This window comes from Streptomyces sp. NBC_01288, assembly GCF_035982055.1.
Taxonomy (GTDB): Bacteria; Actinomycetota; Actinomycetes; order Streptomycetales; family Streptomycetaceae; genus Streptomyces.
The window spans coordinates 9354155-9372136 of the sequence record NZ_CP108427.1; the positions used below are offsets into that span (position 1 = coordinate 9354155).

Genomic DNA, 17982 nt, shown 5'->3' on the forward strand with positions numbered 1-17982 from the left:
AGTCAGTCAGTTGCTGCCGCCCTGACTCAGGTCGGTGGTCTCCTTCTTGTCGAGCGGCCTAATCGTGATCTTCTTGATCATGGGTGCCTCCAACGAAGGATGGGCAGAACCTTGGCACGGGTTCATGGGCGGATCATTATGTCATGTCCGCGTCAGAAGTGGCGAGAGGGTTGTTCGGGTGACGGAATCTGTCCTGTGGGAGCGGAGCGCGACATCGCCCTGGCGACCCCGGGTGAAGCCGGAGCACCGTCCCTACGTCACTCGCGACGGCCATGTCCGCATCGGAAGCGTCGTCCACGGGATCGGCGCCGAGATCGAGGACCCGGACGGCTGGGTGTGGCGGCTGACCCAGGCTCTGGACGGCACCCGCACCGCGCCCGAGATCGCTGCCGCCGTCGCCGCGGCCCACCCCGGCCTCACCACCGACGACGTCCTGGGGGCCATCGCCGATCTCGCCGAGGCCGGGTTCCTGGAGGACGCGTCCGCCCCACTGCCCCCGGAGTTCTCCGAACGCGACCGGGAGCGCTACGGCCGCGGGGTCGCCCTGCTGCGCTGGATGGACACCTCACCCCGCACCGGGAGTTGGGAGGCGCAGCGCAGGCTGGCACGCGCGCGTGTGCTGCTCGTCGGACTCGGCGGTGCCGGCGGCGGCGCCGCCCAGGGGCTCGTCGCCTCCGGCATCGGTCACCTGCACTGCCTGGACCCCGACGTCGTGGAGCTCTCCAACCTCAACCGGCAGGTCCTCTACCGGGAACGGGACATCGGCCGCCCCAAGGTGGACGCGGCCCTGGAGTCCCTGCGCGCCCTGAACTCCGACATCGAGATCACCGGCGCCCGGCAGCGGATCGACGGCCCCGACGATCTGGAGGCACTCCTGCGCCCGGGACCGAGCGGCGGCGGCCAGGACCTGCTCGTGCTGAGCGCCGACCACCCGCCCGAGATCCGCCACTGGGCCAACCGCGCCTGTCTGCGGACCGGCACACCGTGGATCGAGGGCGGCTACCGGGGACCGTACGTCACGGTCGGAGTGTTCGCGCCCGGCCGCGGCGCCTGCTTCGAGTGCCACCGCGACCAGGACGCCGACTCCCGCGATCTACGGCTCGCGCCCGGCCAGGACCCGGAGTCGGTGTCGCCGCGGATGGACTGGGGCCCCGTCAACGCGGTGACCGCCACCCTCTCGGCCGGCCTGCTCGTCCACGCCGCGCTCAGCACCCTCACCGGCGTGCCCGCGGTCGAACCGGGCTACCGGCACGGCATCAACCTGATGCGGCCGGGCGAGGCGGAGCTGAACCGCTATCCCCGACGCCCCGCCTGTCCGGCCTGCGGCGGGAGCACGTCGTGAGCGACAGCGCGGCAACGGCGATCGCGGTGGGACCGGCCTCCCGGGTGCGGCTGCACGACCTGACCTGGCGGCCGGACGGCGAGGAGTGGATCGTCGGACGCCGCGAGACCCGGACGTTCGTGGCCGTCCCCGAAGCCGGTATCCGCGTGATCCGGCTGCTGGAGCGGGGCCTGAGCGTCGAGGAGTCCCAGGAGCGGCTGCTCGCGGAGACCGGCGAGGAGGTCGACGTGGCCGACTTCGTCCGCGACCTCATCGCCCTGGGCTTCGTGGCCGAGGCGGAGGGCCGCTCGCCGGCCACGGACCCGGTACGCCCGGCGTCCCTCGCCGGACTGCGCCCCGAACACGTGCGCTTCCTGCTGAACCCATGGCTCCCGCTGCTACCGGCCGCCCTGATTCTCGCCGCCCTGATCGCCTTCGTGCGGCATCCCGAACTCATGCCCACCTACCACGACCTGTTGTGGAGCGACCGGGGAAGCATCGTGATCCTCTCCGGTGCCGTCGTGGGCTGGTCGATCGTCCTGCTGCACGAACTGGCGCACCTCGCCGTGGCCCGGGCCGCAGGCGTCCCCGGCCGGATCGGATTCGGGACCAGACTCCAGTTCCTGGTCGTCCAGACGGACATCAGCGGCATCGAACTCGCCCCCAGGCGCCACCGGTTGACGGCCTATCTCGCCGGTATCGCGGTCAACCTCGGCGTGGCCGCCACGGCGTTCCTGCTCCTCACCGTGACAGCGCCCGGCTCGGCCGTGCGACGGCTGCTCGCGGCGACGGTGCTGTGGGCGCTGCTGCCGCTCACCTTCCAGTTGATGATGTTCATGCGCACGGACGTCTACTTCGTCCTGCAGGACCTGACCGGCTGCCGGGACCTGTACGGGGACGGCCGCGCCTACGCCCGTCACCTGACGAGGCGCCTGCTGCGCCGGGAGGGCCCCGCAGCCGACCCCAGCCGCCCGCTGCCGCCGGCGGAACGGCGTGCCGTACGGGTCTACAGCGCGGTCCTGGTCGTCGGAACCGCCCTCTGCCTGGCCGGACTCGCGTTCTACACCGCTCCCGCGGACGTCCGGCTCGTCGTCCACGCGGTGGCCCACCTCCGCGCGGCGCACACGGGCGCCGACCTCGCCGACGCGCTCTTGACCCTTGCTTCGCTGGCCACTATCCACGTGCTGTGGCTCACCACGCGCTGGCGCAACCGCCGGTCCCGTCGCGGAAGTTGACCGAAAGGTGTCCCCGCATGTCAGACCTGTTCCCGGCCACCGGGGGCACATACCTCGACCAGGACGCGTACATCGCCGACTTCGACCGCCGCTTCTGGCGCACCGACGCCGAGGGCTTCTGGAAACTGGAGCGGATGCAGAGCTACGACGAGGGGGACTTCCCCAGTTGGCAGGCGCTGCGCCACGGCGACTGGGACCGGTCCCTGCGCCTGATCGAGGAGTTGCGCCCCGAGTACGAGGAGCACTACGGCAAGATCGCGGCGGCGGGCTTCGCGATGCACCGGGTCCGTGTCGTCGACACCCCGCTCATCCCTTACATCCAGTGGGAGTTGACCATCCTCCACACCAAGTTCGCGTACGGGGAGCGCGTCAACGTACTGGACGCCACGGAGGTGGCGGGGGAGGAGACCGAGGGTCCGCTGCCGGAGCTGTGCCTGATGGGCACCGACGCGGTGTACGTCCTCGACTACACCCTGGCGAACGAGCCCAACGGCGCCGTCCGCCACACCGACCCCGCCACCGTGACCCGGGCCCGCACTCTCATCCAGCGCCTCTACGCGGCCGGCGAGGCCCTGGACACCTACTTCCCGCGCGAGGTGGCCGGACTGCCGGCTCCCCGCGGTCTGTGACGCCGGCCCGGGCAGAATGGCGGGCATGGACGCCGAACTCTTCCCGAGGCTCCGGACGGAGGTCGCTCCCGGCGCCGTACACCTCCCGGACTGGCTCGACACCGAGCACCAGCGCGAACTGCTGGAGGCCTGCCGCACATGGGCCCGCCCACCCGCCGGCCTGCGCACGGTCCACACCCCCGGCGGCGGCACGATGACCGCCCGACAGGTGTGCCTCGGCTGGCACTGGTACCCGTACGCCTACTCCCGCACGACGACCGACGGCGACGGCACCCCGGTGAAACCCTTCCCGACCTGGCTCGACGACCTCGCGCAGCGAGCGGTCACCGACGCACTGGGGACGCCGACAGCGTCGTACGACATCGCCCTGATCAACTTCTACGACACCGACGCCCGCATGGGCATGCACCGTGACAGCGACGAGAAGTCGGAGGCACCGGTCGTCTCGCTGAGCCTGGGCGACACCTGCGTCTTCCGCTTCGGCAACACCGAGACCCGCACGAAGCCGTACACGGATGTCGAGTTGAGGAGCGGAGACCTGTTCGTGTTCGGGGGCGCGTCGAGGATGGCGTATCACGGGGTGCCGAGGGTCTACGAGGGCACAGCACCAGGGGAGTTGGGACTGAGGGGCAGGTTGAATGTCACGCTCAGGGTGAGCGGCTTTTAGGGGCGCGGGGAACTGTGCGACCAGCTCCCACCGGCCGGCACTGTGAACGCGACCCGAGCGGACCGTATGGCACTCAGGGTCACCACCTCTACGGATCATGGGAGACTCGCCCTCATGAGCGGCAAGGCGGACCCCCGGCCGGCGGGGGATGGAACCACCTCAAGGGCACGACTGGACCGGGGCCGCGGAGCGCTCGGCCCCGCGCTGGAGCTCGTGCACACCGGCCGCGCCCCCACCCGAGCCGTACTCACCGCCGAGCTGGGGGTGACCCGCGCGACGGCCGGCGCGGTAGCCGCCGAGCTGGAGGCGCTCGGCCTGATCAGGGTCGACGCCAGGCCCGGCGCGGCGGCCGGTTCGCAGGGCCGCCCCTCACACCGCCTCGCGCTCGCGGAGGACGGCCCCGTCGTCCTCGCCGCCCAGGTCCACGCCGACGGCTTCCGCGCCGCGCTGGTCGGCCTCGGCGGCCAGATCGTCGCGACCGCGCCCGGCTGCGAGGCCGTGGACGCCGACCCCGCGAAGGTACTGGGGTCGGTCGTCGAGGCCGGTGCCGATCTGCTGCGCGAGACCGGCCGGCGCTGTGTCGGCGCCGGGCTCGCCGTACCGTCCGCCGTGGCCGAGCCCGAAGGACTGGCGCTCAACCCCCTCCACCTGGCCTGGCCGGCGGGCGCGCCCGTGCGGCGGATCTTCGCCGAGTGCGTGCGCGCGGCCGGCCTCACCGGACCCGCGTTCGCGGGCAACGACGTCAATCTCGCCGCGCTCGCCGAGCACCGGCACGGCGCGGGCCGCGGCGCCCGCGACCTGCTGTGCGTGGCGACCGGACACCGGGGTGTCGGCGGCGCGCTGGTGCTCGACGGGCGTCTGCACACCGGGAGTTCGGGCCTCGCGCTGGAGGTCGGGCACCTCACCGTCAACCCCGAAGGGCGCCCCTGCTACTGCGGCAGCCGGGGCTGTCTCGACGTCGAGGCCGACCCGCTCGCCTTCCTCACGGCCGCCGGCCGTGAGCCCGGCCCCGAGGTGTCCCTGCTCCAGGAGTCCAACGAACTGATCCGTCGCCACTACGACGATCCGTCCGTCCGGCAGGCCGCCGAGACCCTGATCGACCGGCTCGGACTGGGGCTCGCGGGCCTGGTGAACATCCTCAACCCCGACCGGATCATCCTCGGCGGACTGCACCGCACCCTCCTCGACGCCGACCCGGACCGGCTGCGCGCCGTAGTCGCCGAACGGAGCCTGTGGGGGCAGAGCGGGGGCGTGCCGATCCTCGCCTGCACCCTGGACCACAACAGCCTGGTCGGGGCTGCCGAGTTGGCGTGGCAGCCGGTCCTCGACGACCCGCTGGCGGCACTGTCCTGACCGTGGACGGTGCCGTCCGGCTGTCGCCCGGAAGGCGCCGTGGAAAAGGTGTGTGGTGGGCCCGTTGGGTCCGTGACCCGAGTGGGTCTATCGTCGGAAACCTAAGGCCAGAGGATGGAGGCGGCCGGTGATGCCGCAGGACGAGCCCGTGATCGGATGCACGGGAGAGGTGATCATCGAGACCCGGGGAAGCGCGGGTCCCGGCGAGATCCTCGTGCGGGTCCGGGGCGGCTCCGAGACATTCCTGGCCTGGTCGGATGATCCCCTGCCCACGGGGGCCAGGGTGCTCGTGATCGAGTCCCGTGGACGACGTGCCGTGCACGTCATCGAGTGGGCGGATCCATTGGACGCGCTGGACGGCGAACCCGCCGGCGCAGAGTGAGGAGCAAGACATGTTCGGTTACCGCGTTCCCGCCCCCGATGAGGCGATGCTGATCTCGGGTGGCAGGCGGGGACTGGGGGGCGCGCCGTTCCGAGTGGTGACGGGGCACGGAAAGTTCGTGCTGCCGGTTTTCCGCAAGACCCGTTTTCTCACGCTGTCTATGTGCGAGGCCGAGGTCACCGAGACCTGTGTGACCCGCCAGGGCATCGCGCTGCACGTCCGCGCCGTGATCGCGTTCAAGGTCGGCAACGACACCGAGAGCATCATCAACGCGGGCCAGCGCTTCCTCTCCGACCAGGACCAGATGTCGGTGCTGACCGGCCGGATCTTCGCCGGTCACCTGCGATCCATCATCGGCTCGATGACGGTCGAGGAGATCGTCACGGAGCGGCAGAAGCTCGCCGCCGAGGTTCTGGACACGTCAAAGGTCGAGATGGCGAAGATCGGTCTGATCGTGGACTCGCTTCAGATCCAGTCGATCGACGACGGCGAGGTCGGCTACATCGAGGCCATGTCCGCGCCGCACAAGGCGGCCATCCAGCGGCAGGCCCAGATCGCCCAGGCCCAGGCCACGCAGGCCTCCGTCGAGGCGGAGCAGGTCGCGGCCCGCAACCAGGCCGAGTACGCGCGGCAGACCGCGGTGGTCAAGGCCGAGTACTCGGCCGAGGTCGACCGCGCCCAGGCGCAGGCCGCGCAGGCCGGACCGCTCGCGCAGGCCCACGCCCAGCAGGAGGTGCTCGCCGCGCAGACCGAACTGGCGCAGCGTCAGGCCGAGTTGCGGCAGCAGCAGCTGGTCGCCGAGATCGTCAAGCCGGCCGAGGCCGAGGCCCAGCGGATCAAGCTGCTCGCCATCGCCGAGGCGGACCGGATGAAGATCCAGGCCGAGGCGGCGGCGTCGTACGACCGCGTCGCGCTCGACCGGATGCTGATCGACCAGCTTCCGCAGATCGTGAAGGAAGCGGCGGGGGGTCTTGCGGGGGCGAATGTCAACGTCCTCAATGGCGCGGACGGCCTCGGCGAGATCGCCGCGGGCCTGGTCTCGCAGGGGCTGACGATTCTGGACTCGGTGCGGGGGAACCTGAGCGGGGCGGACCCCGACGGGCGTCGGCCCGGTGACGAGGTCAAGAATCTGCTCCAGTTGCAGGCGAAGAAGGACGAGAAGAAGAACGACGGGCCGGTTGACCTGGACTAGGTGCTCCGCTGGGAGTATCGGGGCGGCGTGCGTTGTCTGTTGGCTGCGGCGCCGTTGTGGCTGGTCGCGCAGTTCCCCGCGCCCCTTTCGGGGCACCTACGGTGCGGTGAGGCTCCATAGGGCTGCCACCAGTGGGCGGCGCAGGTCCGCCCTTCGTACGCACAGCCCGATCGGGAACGGTTCCGGTGGTGGGTCCGCCGGGATCACCGCCAGCCGTTCCCGTACGGCGCTGTTCTCCAGGACGAGGCGGGGTACCACGCCCGTTCCGCAGCCCAGGGCGACCAGGGTCAACAGGCCTTCGTGGCCGTCCGGTTCGCAGGCCACGTCGGGTGTCGTGCCCCGGGTGCGGAACCAGCGGTCGGCCGCCTCGCGGACCAGGCCCCGGTGCGGGAGGACGAACGGGCCGTCGAGATGCGGGTCGGGGCGGTCGAGCGCGGTGACCAGGACCAGTTCGGTCACCGCGACCGTCCGGCTCACCAGTGGCTCCGGCAGCCGTGCCGGGATGCCCGCCACCGCCACGTCGACCTCGCCCTCGTCGAGGCGGGCCAGCGCGGCCGCCGCGTCGCCGGTGCGCAGATCGAGCCGTATCTGAGGATGCGCGGCTCGGAAGGGCGCCAACAGGTCGGGCAGCAGGGCCTGGCAGGCGGTCACCGTGGCGAACAGGGCGAGTCTGCCGGTGAGTTCGGCCGGGTCGGGATGCTCCTCGCGGTAGGCGCGCCACAACTCCAGTGCCTGGACGGCGTATTCACGGAATCGGTGGCCCTCCGCCGTCAACGAGACACCGCGCGCCCCGCGGTCGAAGAGCCGGTGTCCGAGGTCGGCCTCCAGCCGCTGCACGGTCCGCGTGAGCGTCGCCGGACTGACATGGCAGTCGAGACTCGTCCGCCCGAAGTTCAGCGTCTGCGCCAGATGCAGGAAAAGCCGTAGCTCCCGATGGTCGTCCCGCATGCTGTGACCTTGCCATTTCATTTCGCGCAACAGTCCGATGCGTAAGTTGCGCTTGCCGCAACACTCGCCCGGAGCCTACAACTCCACCATGACCTCGACCACGTACACCTCCGCCGTCTTCACCCTCGAAACGATGGACGTGCCCGGCTCCACGGAGACCATCCTGCGCGGCGGCCGGCACCTCTTCCCACTGCTGCCACAGGCCTTCGCCGGCGTTCGCCGCATCGGCGTCATCGGCTGGGGTCCGCAGGGTCGCGCCCAGGCCCGCAACCTGCGCGACTCCCTCGCCGGTACGGACATCCGGGTGAGCGTCGGGCTGCGCCCCGGCTCGGCATCCGCGGCCGACGCCCGCGCGCACGGCTTCACCGAGGAGGACGGCACGCTCGGCGACTGGCTCGCGGTCAGCGCCGAGAGCGACCTGGTGATCCTGCTCATCGCGGACGCGGCCCTCGCCGCCCACCACGAGGAGATCTTCGCCGCCCTCAAGCCAGGCGCCACCATCGGCCTCTCGCACGGCTTCCTGCTCGGTCATCTCCGGGCCACCGGTGGGGAGTTCCCGCCCGGACACGGAGTCATCGCCGTCTGCCCCAAGGGCATGGGCGACTCCGTGCGCCGGCTCTACGAGCAGGGCGCCGAGATCAACGGCGCCGGAATCAACAGCAGTTACGCCGTCCACGCCGACCCCGACGGCAGGGCCGGCGACCGCGCGCTCGGCTGGTCGGTCGCGCTCGGCTCGCCGTACACCTTCCGCACCACCCTGGAGAGCGAGTACCGCTCCGACATCGTCGGCGAACGCGCCATCCTCCTCGGCGCCGTCCACGGCATCGTCGAGAGCCTCTTCACGCGCTACCGCCTGACCGGCGACGACGCGGTGACCGCGTACGAACGCTCCTGCGAGAACGTCACCGGACCCATCGCCCGCACCATCTCCCAGGCCGGACTCCGCGCCGTCCGCGAGGAGTTGGACCCGGCCGGGCGGGAGGTCTTCGACCGCGCGTACTCGGCGACCTACGGTCCCGCCCGTGAGATCGTCGCCGAGATCTACGACGAGGTCGCCGACGGCACCGAGCTGCGCAGCGTCGTGCTGGCCGAACGGCGGCTCGGGGCACGGGAGATGAGCGGGATCGGCGGTTCCCCGATGTGGGCCGTCGGAGCGGAGGTGCGGGCGCGCCGGGCCGAACGGGCCCTGCCCGTCGAGCCGTTCACCGCCGGGGTGTTCGTGGCGACGATGACCGCCCAGGTCGACGAGTTCGCCGAGCGCGGTCACCCCTGGTCCGAGATCGTCAACGAGTCCGTCATCGAGGCGGTCGACTCCCTGCTGCCGTACATGCACGCACGGGACGTGGCCCACATGGTCGACAACTGCTCCCGCACGGCCCGCCTGGGCGCCCGGCGTTGGGGTCCGCGCTTCCAGGCGGCCTACGAGCAGATCGCTTATCCGGCGTCCGAACTCCCGGCGGACGGAGCCCTGTTGGAGGCCTTCGACGGCCACCCCGTGCATGAGGCCCTGGCCGCCGCGGCGAAACTGCGTCCCTCCGTGGACATCTCGGTCGCCTAGCCCAGCGGTCCGGCTCAGCGTGGGGACCCGAACGGCAGGGCGTCCTGGTAGGCGTTCACCGGCTTGGCGACCTTCTGGACGGTGACGCCGTCGAGCGCGGCCACGGCGGTGCTCGTCCCCAGGGTTCCGCTCGCGTGCCAGGTCCCGGTGATCGTCACCCAGGTGTTGGCGGACAGGGCCGGTATGCCGTAGACCCGCACCTTGATGGACTGGGCGTCGGCCGCGCAGCACGAGATCATGATGCGGGTCAGGTCCCAGTAGGCGGACCCCTTGTCGGGCGTGACGAACCCGGTCATCTGGACGGTGCGGCCCTTGATGGCCCGCTTACGGTCCTGCTGCACGCGGGTCGTGAAATCCGTGAGGGTCATCGGCAGCGGCGAGGTCGCGGGCAGCGGATCGAAGGCGTCCTGCACGGGGACGGCCTTGGGGGCCGCGCGGGAGGCGGTGTAGGCGCCGAGGGCGGGTGGGGCGTAGAAGAGGAGGCTGAGCGCGGGGAGGAAGAGCAGCCAGGCGACGCGGGGCACCGTGGAGTGGTTGTGGCCCTCGTGGTCGTCACCCTCGTCCGGTTTCCGCCGTGACCACGCCTCCGCGATGCCGAGCAGGATCAGCAGGAACCCGGACACGACGAGCATCGGGCGCATGCTCGGCTTGACGTAGCGCAGGCACAGGTCGGTGAAGAGCGAGGCGTGCAGCAGGCCCAGGCCGCTGAGGACGAGCAGGGTCACCTGGAGGGGGCGTCTCACAGCAGTACGGCTCCGATCAGCGCGCTGGACAGCACCGCGACGACCGTCGTGGCGGCGGAGAAGCGAGCGGCGAAGGCCCGGCCGAACGTGCCCGCCTGGAGGGCGATCAGCTTCAGGTCGACCATGGGGCCTACGACCATGAAAGCGAGCCGTGCTGTGGGGGAGAAGCCCGTGAGGGAGGACGCGACGAACGCGTCGGCCTCGGAGCAGACCGCCAGGATGATCGCGAGCGCGGCCAGGAACAGCACCGACAGCCAGGGCGAACCGGCGAAGGTGTCGAGCACGGAGCGCGGTACGGCCACGTTGAAGGTCGCCGCCGCCATCGCGCCGATGACCAGGAAGCCGCCCGCGTGCAGGAAGTCGTGCTGGAAGCCGGTGCGGAACTCGGTGAAGCGGCTGTGCCCCGGCCGGTGCCCGGTGTGCCGCGCGACCGGGCGCAGCCACTCCTCACGCCCTAGCCAGAGCCACAGCCAGCCCATCACCACGGCGGTCGCGAGCGAGGCGAGCAGCCGGGCCAGCACCATGACCGGGCTGGCGGGAAACGCGATCGCGGTGGCCGTGAGTACGACCGGGTTGATCGCCGGCGCCGAGAGCAGGAACGCGAACGCGGCGGCCGGAGTGACCCCGCGCCCGATCAGGCTGTTCGCGACCGGCACCGACGCGCACTCGCAGCCCGGCAGCACGACCCCCGCCATCCCGGCGACCGGCACGGCGAACGCGGGCCGCTTGGGCAGGATCTTCGTGAACACCCGCGCCGGCACGAACGCGTTGATCGCCCCCGACAGAGCCGTACCGAGCAGCAGGAAGGGCAGCGCCTGTGTGGTGATGGCGAGACACACGGTCCGCCAGGCCTGCACGGCCGGCGCGTCCAGCCACCGTCCGACGACGAACAGCAGCAGCCCCGGAACGACGGCCGCCCCGAGCAACATGAGCGGCCAGGACCGGGGCCACCCGGACGCCGCGACATCCGCCTCCGCCGCTCTCGGCGGCTCCACCGTCGTCGTCTGCACACGAGCTCCACATGTTCGATGTTCGCGTCGAACATAGCGGTCGCTCGTCAGCCGTCGGTGACCGGCTCCGGGGAGAGCGCGTACTGCGCGACGCCGTCACCGAGCGACCAGTCGATCGACTCGTTCTCGGTCACCGTGACGAACACGTTCCGGGGCTCGGTCCCCGCGTACGCGTGGGCGAGTTCGGCGATGCGCCGGTACAGCGCCCGTTTCTGCGCGGGGCCGCGTCCGGAGCGCATCGTGATCGCGACGAAGACGATCCCGTCGTCGCGGTCGACGCCGAGATAGCCGCCGTAGCGGAGTGTGCCGTGCGTGCCGTCGTGACCGACCAGGACCTGGAACCGGTCGTCGTCCGGAATCCCGATCGTCTCCACGAGGGCGTCGTGCACGGCACGGCCGAGCGCGTCGAGGCGTGCGGGGTCGGCACGCAGTGCGTCGATACGGATGAAGGGCATGTCGGCTGTACTCCCGTTCTCTCAGGACCAGTTCACGGCAAACGCACGCGCGGGGTTCTCCGTGAACACGCGCCCCACCAACTCCTCACCCAGTTCCACCGCGAGCCGTGGCCCCACCCGCCGCAGCAGATACGGCATCCCCGGACCGCCGTCCACCGAGCGTGCCCCGGCGACGACCGTGTCTCCGCCGAGCAGCAGCCGGTCGCCGAACCCGGCCTCGGCCAGCGCCCGGACCGCGTCCGGCATCCGCCAGTCCGTGGCGTGGTGGGCGCGGGACGGGCCGTCGAACGCCAGATAGGCGCCCACGTAGGCAGCCTGGCGATGGACCACGAGGTCGGGGGAGCGGTTGAGGTGGCCGAGGATCACCCGGTGCGGCTCGACCCCCAACTTGCCGCACAGCAGGTCGAGTACGTCGAGAGCGCCCGTGCCCAGCTCCAGATGGACGGCGATCGGCGCGCCCGTCGCGCGGTGTGCCTCGGCCGCGGCGGTCATCGTCCAGCGGGCGTGCGCGTCGAGGCCGTGGAAGCCACCCGCGACCTTGATGATGCCGGCGCGGACCCCGGACGAACCGACGCCTTCCGTCAGTTCGGAGACGAAGACCTCGGCCAGCCCGCCGCGCAGACTTTCCAGCAACTCCGGGCTGTAGTGCGCCGCTTGGTGCAACCCGGTCGCGCAGACCACGTGCACCCCCGTCGTCCGGGACAGCAGCGGCAGATCGGCGACCCGCCGCCCCATCCCGTACGGCGTCCACTGCACGACGCTGCCCCCGCCGACGGAACGGAACACGTTCAACTCGGACTGTGCGGCCGAGGTGTCGCCCAGTTCCCGGCCGGGGAGTCGCGGGCTGCGGAGGAAGAGATGGTCGTGCGCGTCGCACAGACCCAACAGCCGTGGGTCCACATCCCCGAGTACCGTACGGACCAGGGTATTTACCACTGTCGCCCCCGGGGTAACCCGCCCCGTCCCGGCGCCGAGAGGTGCAGCACTTGGAACACGTCCCCCTCCGCTTTCGGTGTGTCGTGTTCCCAGAGCGAGAAGTGGACGAGCTCCCAGCTGTGCGGGTCGACGGCAGCTGCCGCGAGCACCGCGCCGTCCTCACCGGCCAGCCGCCGGGTCTCAGCCACCGCGTCCTCCATCACGGCTGCCAACTCCCCACTCCCCGCTATCCGTTGACGCTGCCGTACGGCGACGGCCGCCGGTGAGCCCGCGGCGCCGCTCTCCTCGTAGGCGAGGCCCGTCCACTGCGACACCTCAGGTCGCCCGAAGTCGTTGACGAGCCCCTGGAAGGCGCCGCCCCAGAGGAAGCGGTTCATGCCCTCGACCGTGTTCCACAGATAGAACGGCGCGTACTGGTTGACCGGCGAACCGTGCACCCCGCGCTCACGCAGGAGATACGCCTTGAGGCCGAGCCCGTCCCAGTCGTCGAGCAGATGCCCGACCCGCGCGACCCGGCTCCGGATGGTGCCCGTGTCGTAGTCCGCGGGCAGGGTGAGTCCGTACTGCATCGCGTGCATCAAGTGCCCCCTCAGGCCGGGTAATCGGCCGGGTCGACGTGCTCGTACCAGCAGGCGGTGGTGCCGTCCTCGGCGGCTTCGACGACCGCGAGGTGCGTCATGAACGTGCGGGGTGCGGCGCCGTGCCAGTGCCACTCGTCCGGTTCGATCCACACGGTGTCGCCCGCGCGGATCGGCTCGACGGCACCGCCCTTGCGCTGCACCAGCCCCTCGCCCTCCGTCACATGCAGCACCTGGCCGTGCGGGTGCGTGTGCCACGCCGTGTGCGCGCCCGGAGCGAAGTGCACGCTGAACATCCTTGTCCGGAACGGCTGTTGGGGCGAGGCGATTTCGTCGAGCCACACCTCGCCGGTGAAGTTCTCCGCCGGGCCCCGCCGCGTGTCGGGGCGCTTCCTGGTGATCCGCACGTACCTGGACTCCTATCGGGAGGACATGGGCGAGAGAAGGGAGAGCAGTCCCCGGACACCGGCGTCGAAGGCGGCCGGCGACCCGGAGGCGCGGGCGAGCACATACCCGCCCTGCACGGTCGCGAGGACGGTGGAGGCGATCTCCTCGCCGTCCAGCTCCGGCCCGAACTGCCCCTGCTCCTTGCCCTCTTCGACGATTCCGGCGAGCCGCTCACGGATCGCGTCGAGCGTCGCGTCGACCGGTTCCCGCAGCTCGGCGCTGGCGATCACATCAGGATCCATCGTCAGCCGCCCGACCGGACACCCGCGCAACACATCGCGCTCGCGCCGCAGATACGCCTCGATCCGCTCGTACGGCGTGCCGGGCCCGTCGAGTACTCCCTCGGCGGTGGCCAGCAACTCCTCGGCAGTCCGCCGGATCGCGGCCAGCGCCAGCTCCGGCTTGCCCTTGAAGTGGTGGTACATGCTGCCCTGCCCGGCGCCCGCGCGCTCCAGGATCGCCTTGGGGCTGGTGCCGACGTAGCCGCGCTCCCACAACAGTTCGCGGGTGGACTCGATCAGTCGCTCCGGAGTGCTCATGACTGGACTGTACATACTAGTAGGTACAGAAGTCGAGAGGTGATCGACGGGCGCCGGGAGCAGCCGGAACGACCCCGTGTACTCCCCGGGAGGTACGCACAGTGCCGCTGGCCGTACGACGACCCGGACCCCCTTCCGGAGCCAGTCTCGATACATCACCGGACATCACCGGATTCACAGGAAGCCCCCTCCGGGGCTCCGGACCTCTTGGAGATGAATCGACATGCAGACTCTGGCGAACTGGAACGGCGGCGGCCCCGGCCCGTGGATCCTGTTCCTCCCGCTGATCTGGGCGGCCGTGGTGGTCGGCGTGGTGACCGTCCTGCGCCGCACCGTCTGGCGCGGTCGGGGGATCGGGCGCGGTGGTCCGTGGCGCGCGATGGCCGACACCCGTCCCACCGGCGACTCCCCGCTCGCCGTCCTCGGCCGCCGCTTCGCCTCCGGCGAGATCGACGAGGACGAGTACTGGCGCCGCCTGTCCGTCCTGGACGAGCAGTTCGGCCGCACCGGCAAGGGAGGCGGCGCGGCATGAGCACCGCGACCACCACCCGTACGGCCGCGCGGGTCGTCGACGCCGTCAAGGTGTACGGCGTCGGCGACACCGCCGTACGCGCCCTGGACGGGGTGAGCGTCGACTTCCCGGCCGGCCGCTTCACCGCGATCATGGGCCCCTCGGGCTCCGGCAAGTCCACCCTGATGCACTGCGCGGCCGGACTCGACACGCTCAGCTCGGGCGCCGCGTACATCGGCGACACGGAACTCGGCTCCCTCGACGACCGGCGCCTGACCCTCCTCCGCCGCGACCGCGTCGGCTTCGTCTTCCAGGCCTTCAACCTGATCCCGACACTGACCGTCGCCGAGAACATCACCCTCCCCCTGGACCTCTCCGGAACCAGGGGTGACCAGGAGTGGATCGACGCGCTCGTCGATGTCGTCGGCCTGCGCGACCGGCTCCACCACCGCCCCTCGGAACTCTCCGGCGGCCAGCAGCAACGCGTCGCCGTGGCACGGGCGTTCGCGGGCCGGCCGGAGGTCGTCTTCGCCGACGAGCCGACCGGCAACCTCGACTCGCGCTCCGGCGGCGAGGTCCTCGGCCTGCTCCGCCGCGCGGTGCAGCAGACGGACCGCACGGTCGTGATGGTGACCCACGACCCGGTGGCCGCCGCCCACGCGGACGAGGTCGTCTTCCTCGCGGACGGCCGCCTCGTGGACCGGATGCAGGACCCCACGGCGGAGAAGGTGCTGGACCGCCTGAAGGCCTTCGAGGACGTGAGGTCATGAACGCGTCCGTACGCCTGAGCATGTCCTCCCTGAGGGCCCACAAAAGGCGCTTCGCCGGTACGTTCCTCGCCGTGTTCCTCGGGGTCGCCTTCCTCGCCGGGACCCTCGTCATGGGCGACACCCTGCGCGCCAACTTCGACACCATGTTCGGCGACGCGACCAGCGGCACGGACGCGGTGGTCCGCAGCGCCGACGCCATCACAACACCCGGCGAGAGCCAGGGTGTTCGGCAACCGGTGAGCACGGCCCTGGTGAAGACCATCGACCGAGTCCCCGGCGTCGCGGCCGCCGCCCCCAGCATCCAGGGCGCGGGCCAACTCGTCGGCGCCAACGGCGAGGCCATCGGCGGCAAGGGCCCGCCCACCCTCGCAGGCAACTGGATCACCGACCCGGAACTCAACCCCTACCGCCTCGCGGATGGCCGAACTCCGGCCAGGCCGGGCGAGGTTGTCGTCAACCGGGGTGCCGCCGACAAGGGCCACCTGAAGATCGGCGACACGACGACCCTGCGCACGCCCGACCCCGTCAAGGTGACGATCGTCGGCCTCGCGACCTTCGGCGGCGAGGACGGCATGGCGCAGGTGACGTTCACCGGCATGACCCAGTCCGACGCCGAGAAGTACCTCACCGCGAAGCCGGGCGAGGCGGCGACCATCCAGGTACGAGCCGGCCCGGGCGTCAGCCAGCAGGCACTGGTCGACCGCCTGACTCCCGTACTCCCCAAAGGGGTTGAGGCGATCACGGGTCAGAAGTCGGCGCAGGAGAACACGGACATGGTCTCGTCCCAGTTCCTCACCATCTTCACCACGTTCCTCCTGGTGTTCTCCGGCATCGCCCTCCTGGTCGCGACCTTCTCCATCCACAACACGTTCGCGATCGTCATCGCCCAACGCACCCGCGAGAACGCCCTGTTGAGGGCCCTCGGAGCCTCCCGCCGCCAGGTCACCGCAGCCACCGTGACCGAGGCGAGCGTCGTCGCCGTGACCGCGTCGGCCGCGGGACTCGCGGGCGGCATCGGCATCGCGGCCGGACTGAAGATGCTGTTCCCGGCGATCGGATTCCCGTTCCCCGAGGGCGACTTGGTGATCCGAACGCTCTCCATGGTCCTGCCCCTCGCGGTCGGCATCGTCGTCTGTCTCGGCTCGGCACTCATGCCGGCGGTACGAGCGGGCCGCACCGCACCTCTCGCGGCGCTGCGCGAGACGGCCGTGGACCAGTCGGGCGCGTCCCGCGTCCGAGCGGTGACCGGAACGGCCCTCGCCGCCTTCGCGATGGGGGCCACCCTCACCGGAGTGCTGATCTCACCGTCCTTGCTGCTGGCGGGACTTGGGGCGGTACTGGCCCTGGTCGCCTTCGTGGTCCTCGGCCCGGTCGCGTCCTCCACGGCGGTACGCGTCCTGGGCAGCCCCCTCGACCGCCTGCGCGGCGTCACCGGAGGACTGGCCCGACGCAACGCCCTGCGCAGCCCCCGCCGTACGGCCGCCACCGCGAGCGCACTGATGATCGGGGTGGCCGTGGTGTCCCTGTTCACCGTGTTCGGCGCCTCGTTGAAGGCGACGATGGACCAGACGGTGTCCCGGTCCTTCGCCGGTGACGTGGCCGTCAGCACCCCCTCCTTCGGCGCGGGCGGCAGCGGCCTGAGCCCCCGACTCGCCGGAGCCGTCGGCAAGCTGCCCGAGGTGGACACGGCCGTGGGACTGGGCCGAGGAGTGGCCGAAGTGGACGGCAAGGGACGGGCGTTGACCGTCACGGACCCCACCGCCCTGGCCCGCACCTTCGACCTGGGCACGGTCCACGGCTCCCTGAGCACCCTCGGCACCGACGGCATCGCCATCACCAGGACGGAGGCCGACCGCCAACACCTGACCACCGGCAGCAAGGCCCGACTCGCCTTCACCGACGGCAAGAAGGAGACCTTCACGGTCCGCGCGGTCTACGGCGAGTCCGAACTCGCCGGCGACTACGTCATCACCCGCGCCGCCTGGGCCCCGCACCGCACCCAGGACGCCGACACGTTGCTCGCCGTCTCCTTCAAGAACGGCGTGAGCACGGCCGAGGGCAAGGCGGCGGTCGAGAAGGTCGCGTCCCACTACGGCAACCCGCAGGTCCAGACCCGCCACGAATACGCGCAGTCCTCGGCGGGCGGCATCGACATGATGCTGACCCTCGTCTACGCGCTGCTCGCCCTGGCGGTCCTGATCGCGCTGCTGGGCATCGCCAACACCCTGACCCTGGCGATCCACGAACGCACCCGCGAACTGGGCCTGTTGAGGGCAGTGGGCCAGACCCGTTCCCAACTCCGGGCGATGGTCCGCTGGGAGTCGGTCCTGGTCGCCGCTTTCGGCACGCTGGGCGGCCTCGCCCTGGGCGCCTTCCTGGGCTGGGTCCTGGTCAAGGCCTCGGACGGCGCGAGCGACAGCGCGTTCGCCTTCGCGCTCCCACCGGTCCAACTCGTGGTGGTGGCCCTGGTGGGCGTAGCAGCGGGTGCCCTCGCGGGCCTGCGCCCGGCACGCCGGGCAGCCCGGTTGGACGTACTCCGGGCGATCGCCACCGAGTGATCCGACATCGGTGGAGCAGCTCACGGCGTCCACCCGCACAAACGGTGAGAGCCCCGGCGCGCGGAGGCACGAAGTGCCGAGCGCGGTGGGGCTCTCGACACGGGCTCCCAGCCACCGACAGCCGCCCCCCTCAACCCGTAACGAATCACC

General features: G+C 71.2%; 19 protein-coding genes. 11 read left to right on the forward strand and 8 right to left on the reverse strand.

Annotated elements, in window-relative coordinates; translation table 11 throughout:
- Window positions 1-232: 232 nt before the first annotated feature.
- The 7 genes from OG194_RS42005 (at window position 233) to OG194_RS42035 (ending at window position 6779) form a co-directional block, all read left to right on the forward strand.
- Window positions 233-1342 carry a HesA/MoeB/ThiF family protein gene (locus tag OG194_RS42005; protein ID WP_442811825.1) on the forward strand — a complete coding sequence of 370 codons (1110 nt, stop codon included), beginning with the start codon at window positions 233-235 and terminating at the stop codon, window positions 1340-1342.
- The gene (locus tag OG194_RS42010) at window positions 1339-2556 is read left to right on the forward strand and encodes a hypothetical protein (protein ID WP_327405957.1); all 1218 of its coding nucleotides are present in this window, start codon (window positions 1339-1341) and stop codon (window positions 2554-2556) included. The genes OG194_RS42005 and OG194_RS42010 overlap by 4 nt, the downstream gene beginning before the upstream one ends.
- Window positions 2557-2573: 17 nt before the next feature.
- The gene (locus tag OG194_RS42015) at window positions 2574-3185 is read left to right on the forward strand and encodes a DUF6879 family protein (protein WP_327405958.1); all 612 of its coding nucleotides are present in this window, start codon (window positions 2574-2576) and stop codon (window positions 3183-3185) included.
- A gap of 25 nt (window positions 3186-3210) precedes the next feature.
- Window positions 3211-3852 (forward strand): alpha-ketoglutarate-dependent dioxygenase AlkB family protein, encoded by a 642-nt coding sequence (locus OG194_RS42020; protein WP_327405959.1) that lies wholly within the window; start codon window positions 3211-3213, stop codon window positions 3850-3852.
- A gap of 114 nt (window positions 3853-3966) precedes the next feature.
- Window positions 3967-5205 (forward strand): ROK family protein, encoded by a 1239-nt coding sequence (locus OG194_RS42025; protein ID WP_327405960.1) that lies wholly within the window; start codon window positions 3967-3969, stop codon window positions 5203-5205.
- A 130-nt stretch (window positions 5206-5335) separates the two neighbouring features.
- A complete protein-coding gene (locus OG194_RS42030) occupies window positions 5336-5587 on the forward strand; it encodes a hypothetical protein (RefSeq protein WP_033278775.1) in 252 nt (83 codons plus the stop codon).
- 10 nt (window positions 5588-5597) lie between these two features.
- The gene (locus OG194_RS42035; protein WP_019058116.1) at window positions 5598-6779 is read left to right on the forward strand and encodes an SPFH domain-containing protein; all 1182 of its coding nucleotides are present in this window, start codon (window positions 5598-5600) and stop codon (window positions 6777-6779) included.
- A 96-nt stretch (window positions 6780-6875) separates the two neighbouring features.
- On the opposite strand, the gene ilvY is transcribed toward OG194_RS42035, so the two are convergent.
- Complete coding sequence (gene ilvY, locus OG194_RS42040; protein WP_327405961.1) at window positions 6876-7727, reverse strand: HTH-type transcriptional activator IlvY; 852 nt, start codon at window positions 7725-7727, stop codon at window positions 6876-6878.
- Window positions 7728-7815: 88 nt separating this feature from the next.
- Here ilvY and OG194_RS42045 point away from each other — a divergent pair, with 88 nt between their 5' ends.
- A complete protein-coding gene (locus tag OG194_RS42045; protein WP_327405962.1) occupies window positions 7816-9285 on the forward strand; it encodes a ketol-acid reductoisomerase in 1470 nt (489 codons plus the stop codon).
- Between the two features lie 14 nt (window positions 9286-9299).
- Here the strand turns inward: OG194_RS42045 and OG194_RS42050 are convergent, their stop codons facing one another.
- From OG194_RS42050 to OG194_RS42080, 7 genes are read right to left on the reverse strand one after another with little or no spacing between them, the layout of a single operon-like run.
- Window positions 9300-10028, reverse strand: coding sequence for a TIGR03943 family putative permease subunit (locus tag OG194_RS42050; RefSeq protein ID WP_327405963.1), 729 nt, complete (start codon window positions 10026-10028; stop codon window positions 9300-9302).
- The gene (locus OG194_RS42055; protein ID WP_327405964.1) at window positions 10025-11038 is read right to left on the reverse strand and encodes a permease; all 1014 of its coding nucleotides are present in this window, start codon (window positions 11036-11038) and stop codon (window positions 10025-10027) included. The genes OG194_RS42050 and OG194_RS42055 overlap by 4 nt, the downstream gene beginning before the upstream one ends.
- Before the next feature lie 47 nt (window positions 11039-11085).
- Window positions 11086-11493: a tautomerase family protein gene (locus tag OG194_RS42060; RefSeq protein ID WP_327405965.1), complete on the reverse strand. Its 408-nt coding sequence runs from the start codon at window positions 11491-11493 to the stop codon at window positions 11086-11088.
- 21 nt (window positions 11494-11514) lie between these two features.
- Entirely contained in the window at window positions 11515-12429 is a 915-nt protein-coding gene (locus OG194_RS42065) for a phosphotriesterase family protein (protein WP_327405966.1), read from the reverse strand.
- A complete protein-coding gene (locus OG194_RS42070; RefSeq protein WP_327405967.1) occupies window positions 12423-13007 on the reverse strand; it encodes a DUF4865 family protein in 585 nt (194 codons plus the stop codon). Before OG194_RS42070 ends, OG194_RS42065 begins: the two co-directional genes overlap by 7 nt.
- Window positions 13008-13018: 11 nt before the next feature.
- Entirely contained in the window at window positions 13019-13414 is a 396-nt protein-coding gene (locus OG194_RS42075; protein ID WP_327405968.1) for a (R)-mandelonitrile lyase, read from the reverse strand.
- Between the two features lie 12 nt (window positions 13415-13426).
- Window positions 13427-13993: a TetR/AcrR family transcriptional regulator gene (locus tag OG194_RS42080; RefSeq protein WP_327405969.1), complete on the reverse strand. Its 567-nt coding sequence runs from the start codon at window positions 13991-13993 to the stop codon at window positions 13427-13429.
- Between the two features lie 223 nt (window positions 13994-14216).
- Between OG194_RS42080 and OG194_RS42085 the strand changes: the two genes are divergently transcribed.
- The 3 genes from OG194_RS42085 to OG194_RS42095 are packed head-to-tail and all read left to right on the forward strand — an operon-like array spanning window position 14217 to window position 17832.
- Window positions 14217-14525, forward strand: a complete 309-nt coding sequence (locus OG194_RS42085) for an SHOCT domain-containing protein (RefSeq protein ID WP_327405970.1) — start codon at window positions 14217-14219, stop codon at window positions 14523-14525.
- Entirely contained in the window at window positions 14522-15274 is a 753-nt protein-coding gene (locus OG194_RS42090; protein WP_327405971.1) for an ABC transporter ATP-binding protein, read from the forward strand. The genes OG194_RS42085 and OG194_RS42090 overlap by 4 nt, the downstream gene beginning before the upstream one ends.
- Window positions 15271-17832, forward strand: a complete 2562-nt coding sequence (locus OG194_RS42095; RefSeq protein ID WP_327405972.1) for an ABC transporter permease — start codon at window positions 15271-15273, stop codon at window positions 17830-17832. Before OG194_RS42090 ends, OG194_RS42095 begins: the two co-directional genes overlap by 4 nt.
- Window positions 17833-17982: the final 150 nt, after the last annotated feature.

Excerpts from the sequence above, each read along its gene's own strand:
- OG194_RS42015 (WP_327405958.1), top strand. The coding sequence starts at position 2,574 with ATGTCAGACCTGTTCCCGGCCACCGGGGGCACATACCTCGACCAGGAC.
- OG194_RS42020 (WP_327405959.1), top strand. The coding sequence starts at position 3,211 with ATGGACGCCGAACTCTTCCCGAGGCTCCGGACGGAGGTCGCTCCCGGC.
- OG194_RS42025 (WP_327405960.1), top strand. The coding sequence starts at position 3,967 with ATGAGCGGCAAGGCGGACCCCCGGCCGGCGGGGGATGGAACCACCTCA.
- OG194_RS42030 (WP_033278775.1), top strand. The coding sequence starts at position 5,336 with ATGCCGCAGGACGAGCCCGTGATCGGATGCACGGGAGAGGTGATCATC.
- OG194_RS42035 (WP_019058116.1), top strand. The coding sequence starts at position 5,598 with ATGTTCGGTTACCGCGTTCCCGCCCCCGATGAGGCGATGCTGATCTCG.
- ilvY (WP_327405961.1), bottom strand. The coding sequence starts at position 7,727 with ATGCGGGACGACCATCGGGAGCTACGGCTTTTCCTGCATCTGGCGCAG.
- OG194_RS42045 (WP_327405962.1), top strand. The coding sequence starts at position 7,816 with ATGACCTCGACCACGTACACCTCCGCCGTCTTCACCCTCGAAACGATG.
- OG194_RS42060 (WP_327405965.1), bottom strand. The coding sequence starts at position 11,493 with ATGCCCTTCATCCGTATCGACGCACTGCGTGCCGACCCCGCACGCCTC.
- OG194_RS42070 (WP_327405967.1), bottom strand. The coding sequence starts at position 13,007 with ATGCACGCGATGCAGTACGGACTCACCCTGCCCGCGGACTACGACACG.
- OG194_RS42080 (WP_327405969.1), bottom strand. The coding sequence starts at position 13,993 with ATGAGCACTCCGGAGCGACTGATCGAGTCCACCCGCGAACTGTTGTGG.
- OG194_RS42085 (WP_327405970.1), top strand. The coding sequence starts at position 14,217 with ATGCAGACTCTGGCGAACTGGAACGGCGGCGGCCCCGGCCCGTGGATC.
- OG194_RS42090 (WP_327405971.1), top strand. The coding sequence starts at position 14,522 with ATGAGCACCGCGACCACCACCCGTACGGCCGCGCGGGTCGTCGACGCC.
- OG194_RS42095 (WP_327405972.1), top strand. The coding sequence starts at position 15,271 with ATGAACGCGTCCGTACGCCTGAGCATGTCCTCCCTGAGGGCCCACAAA.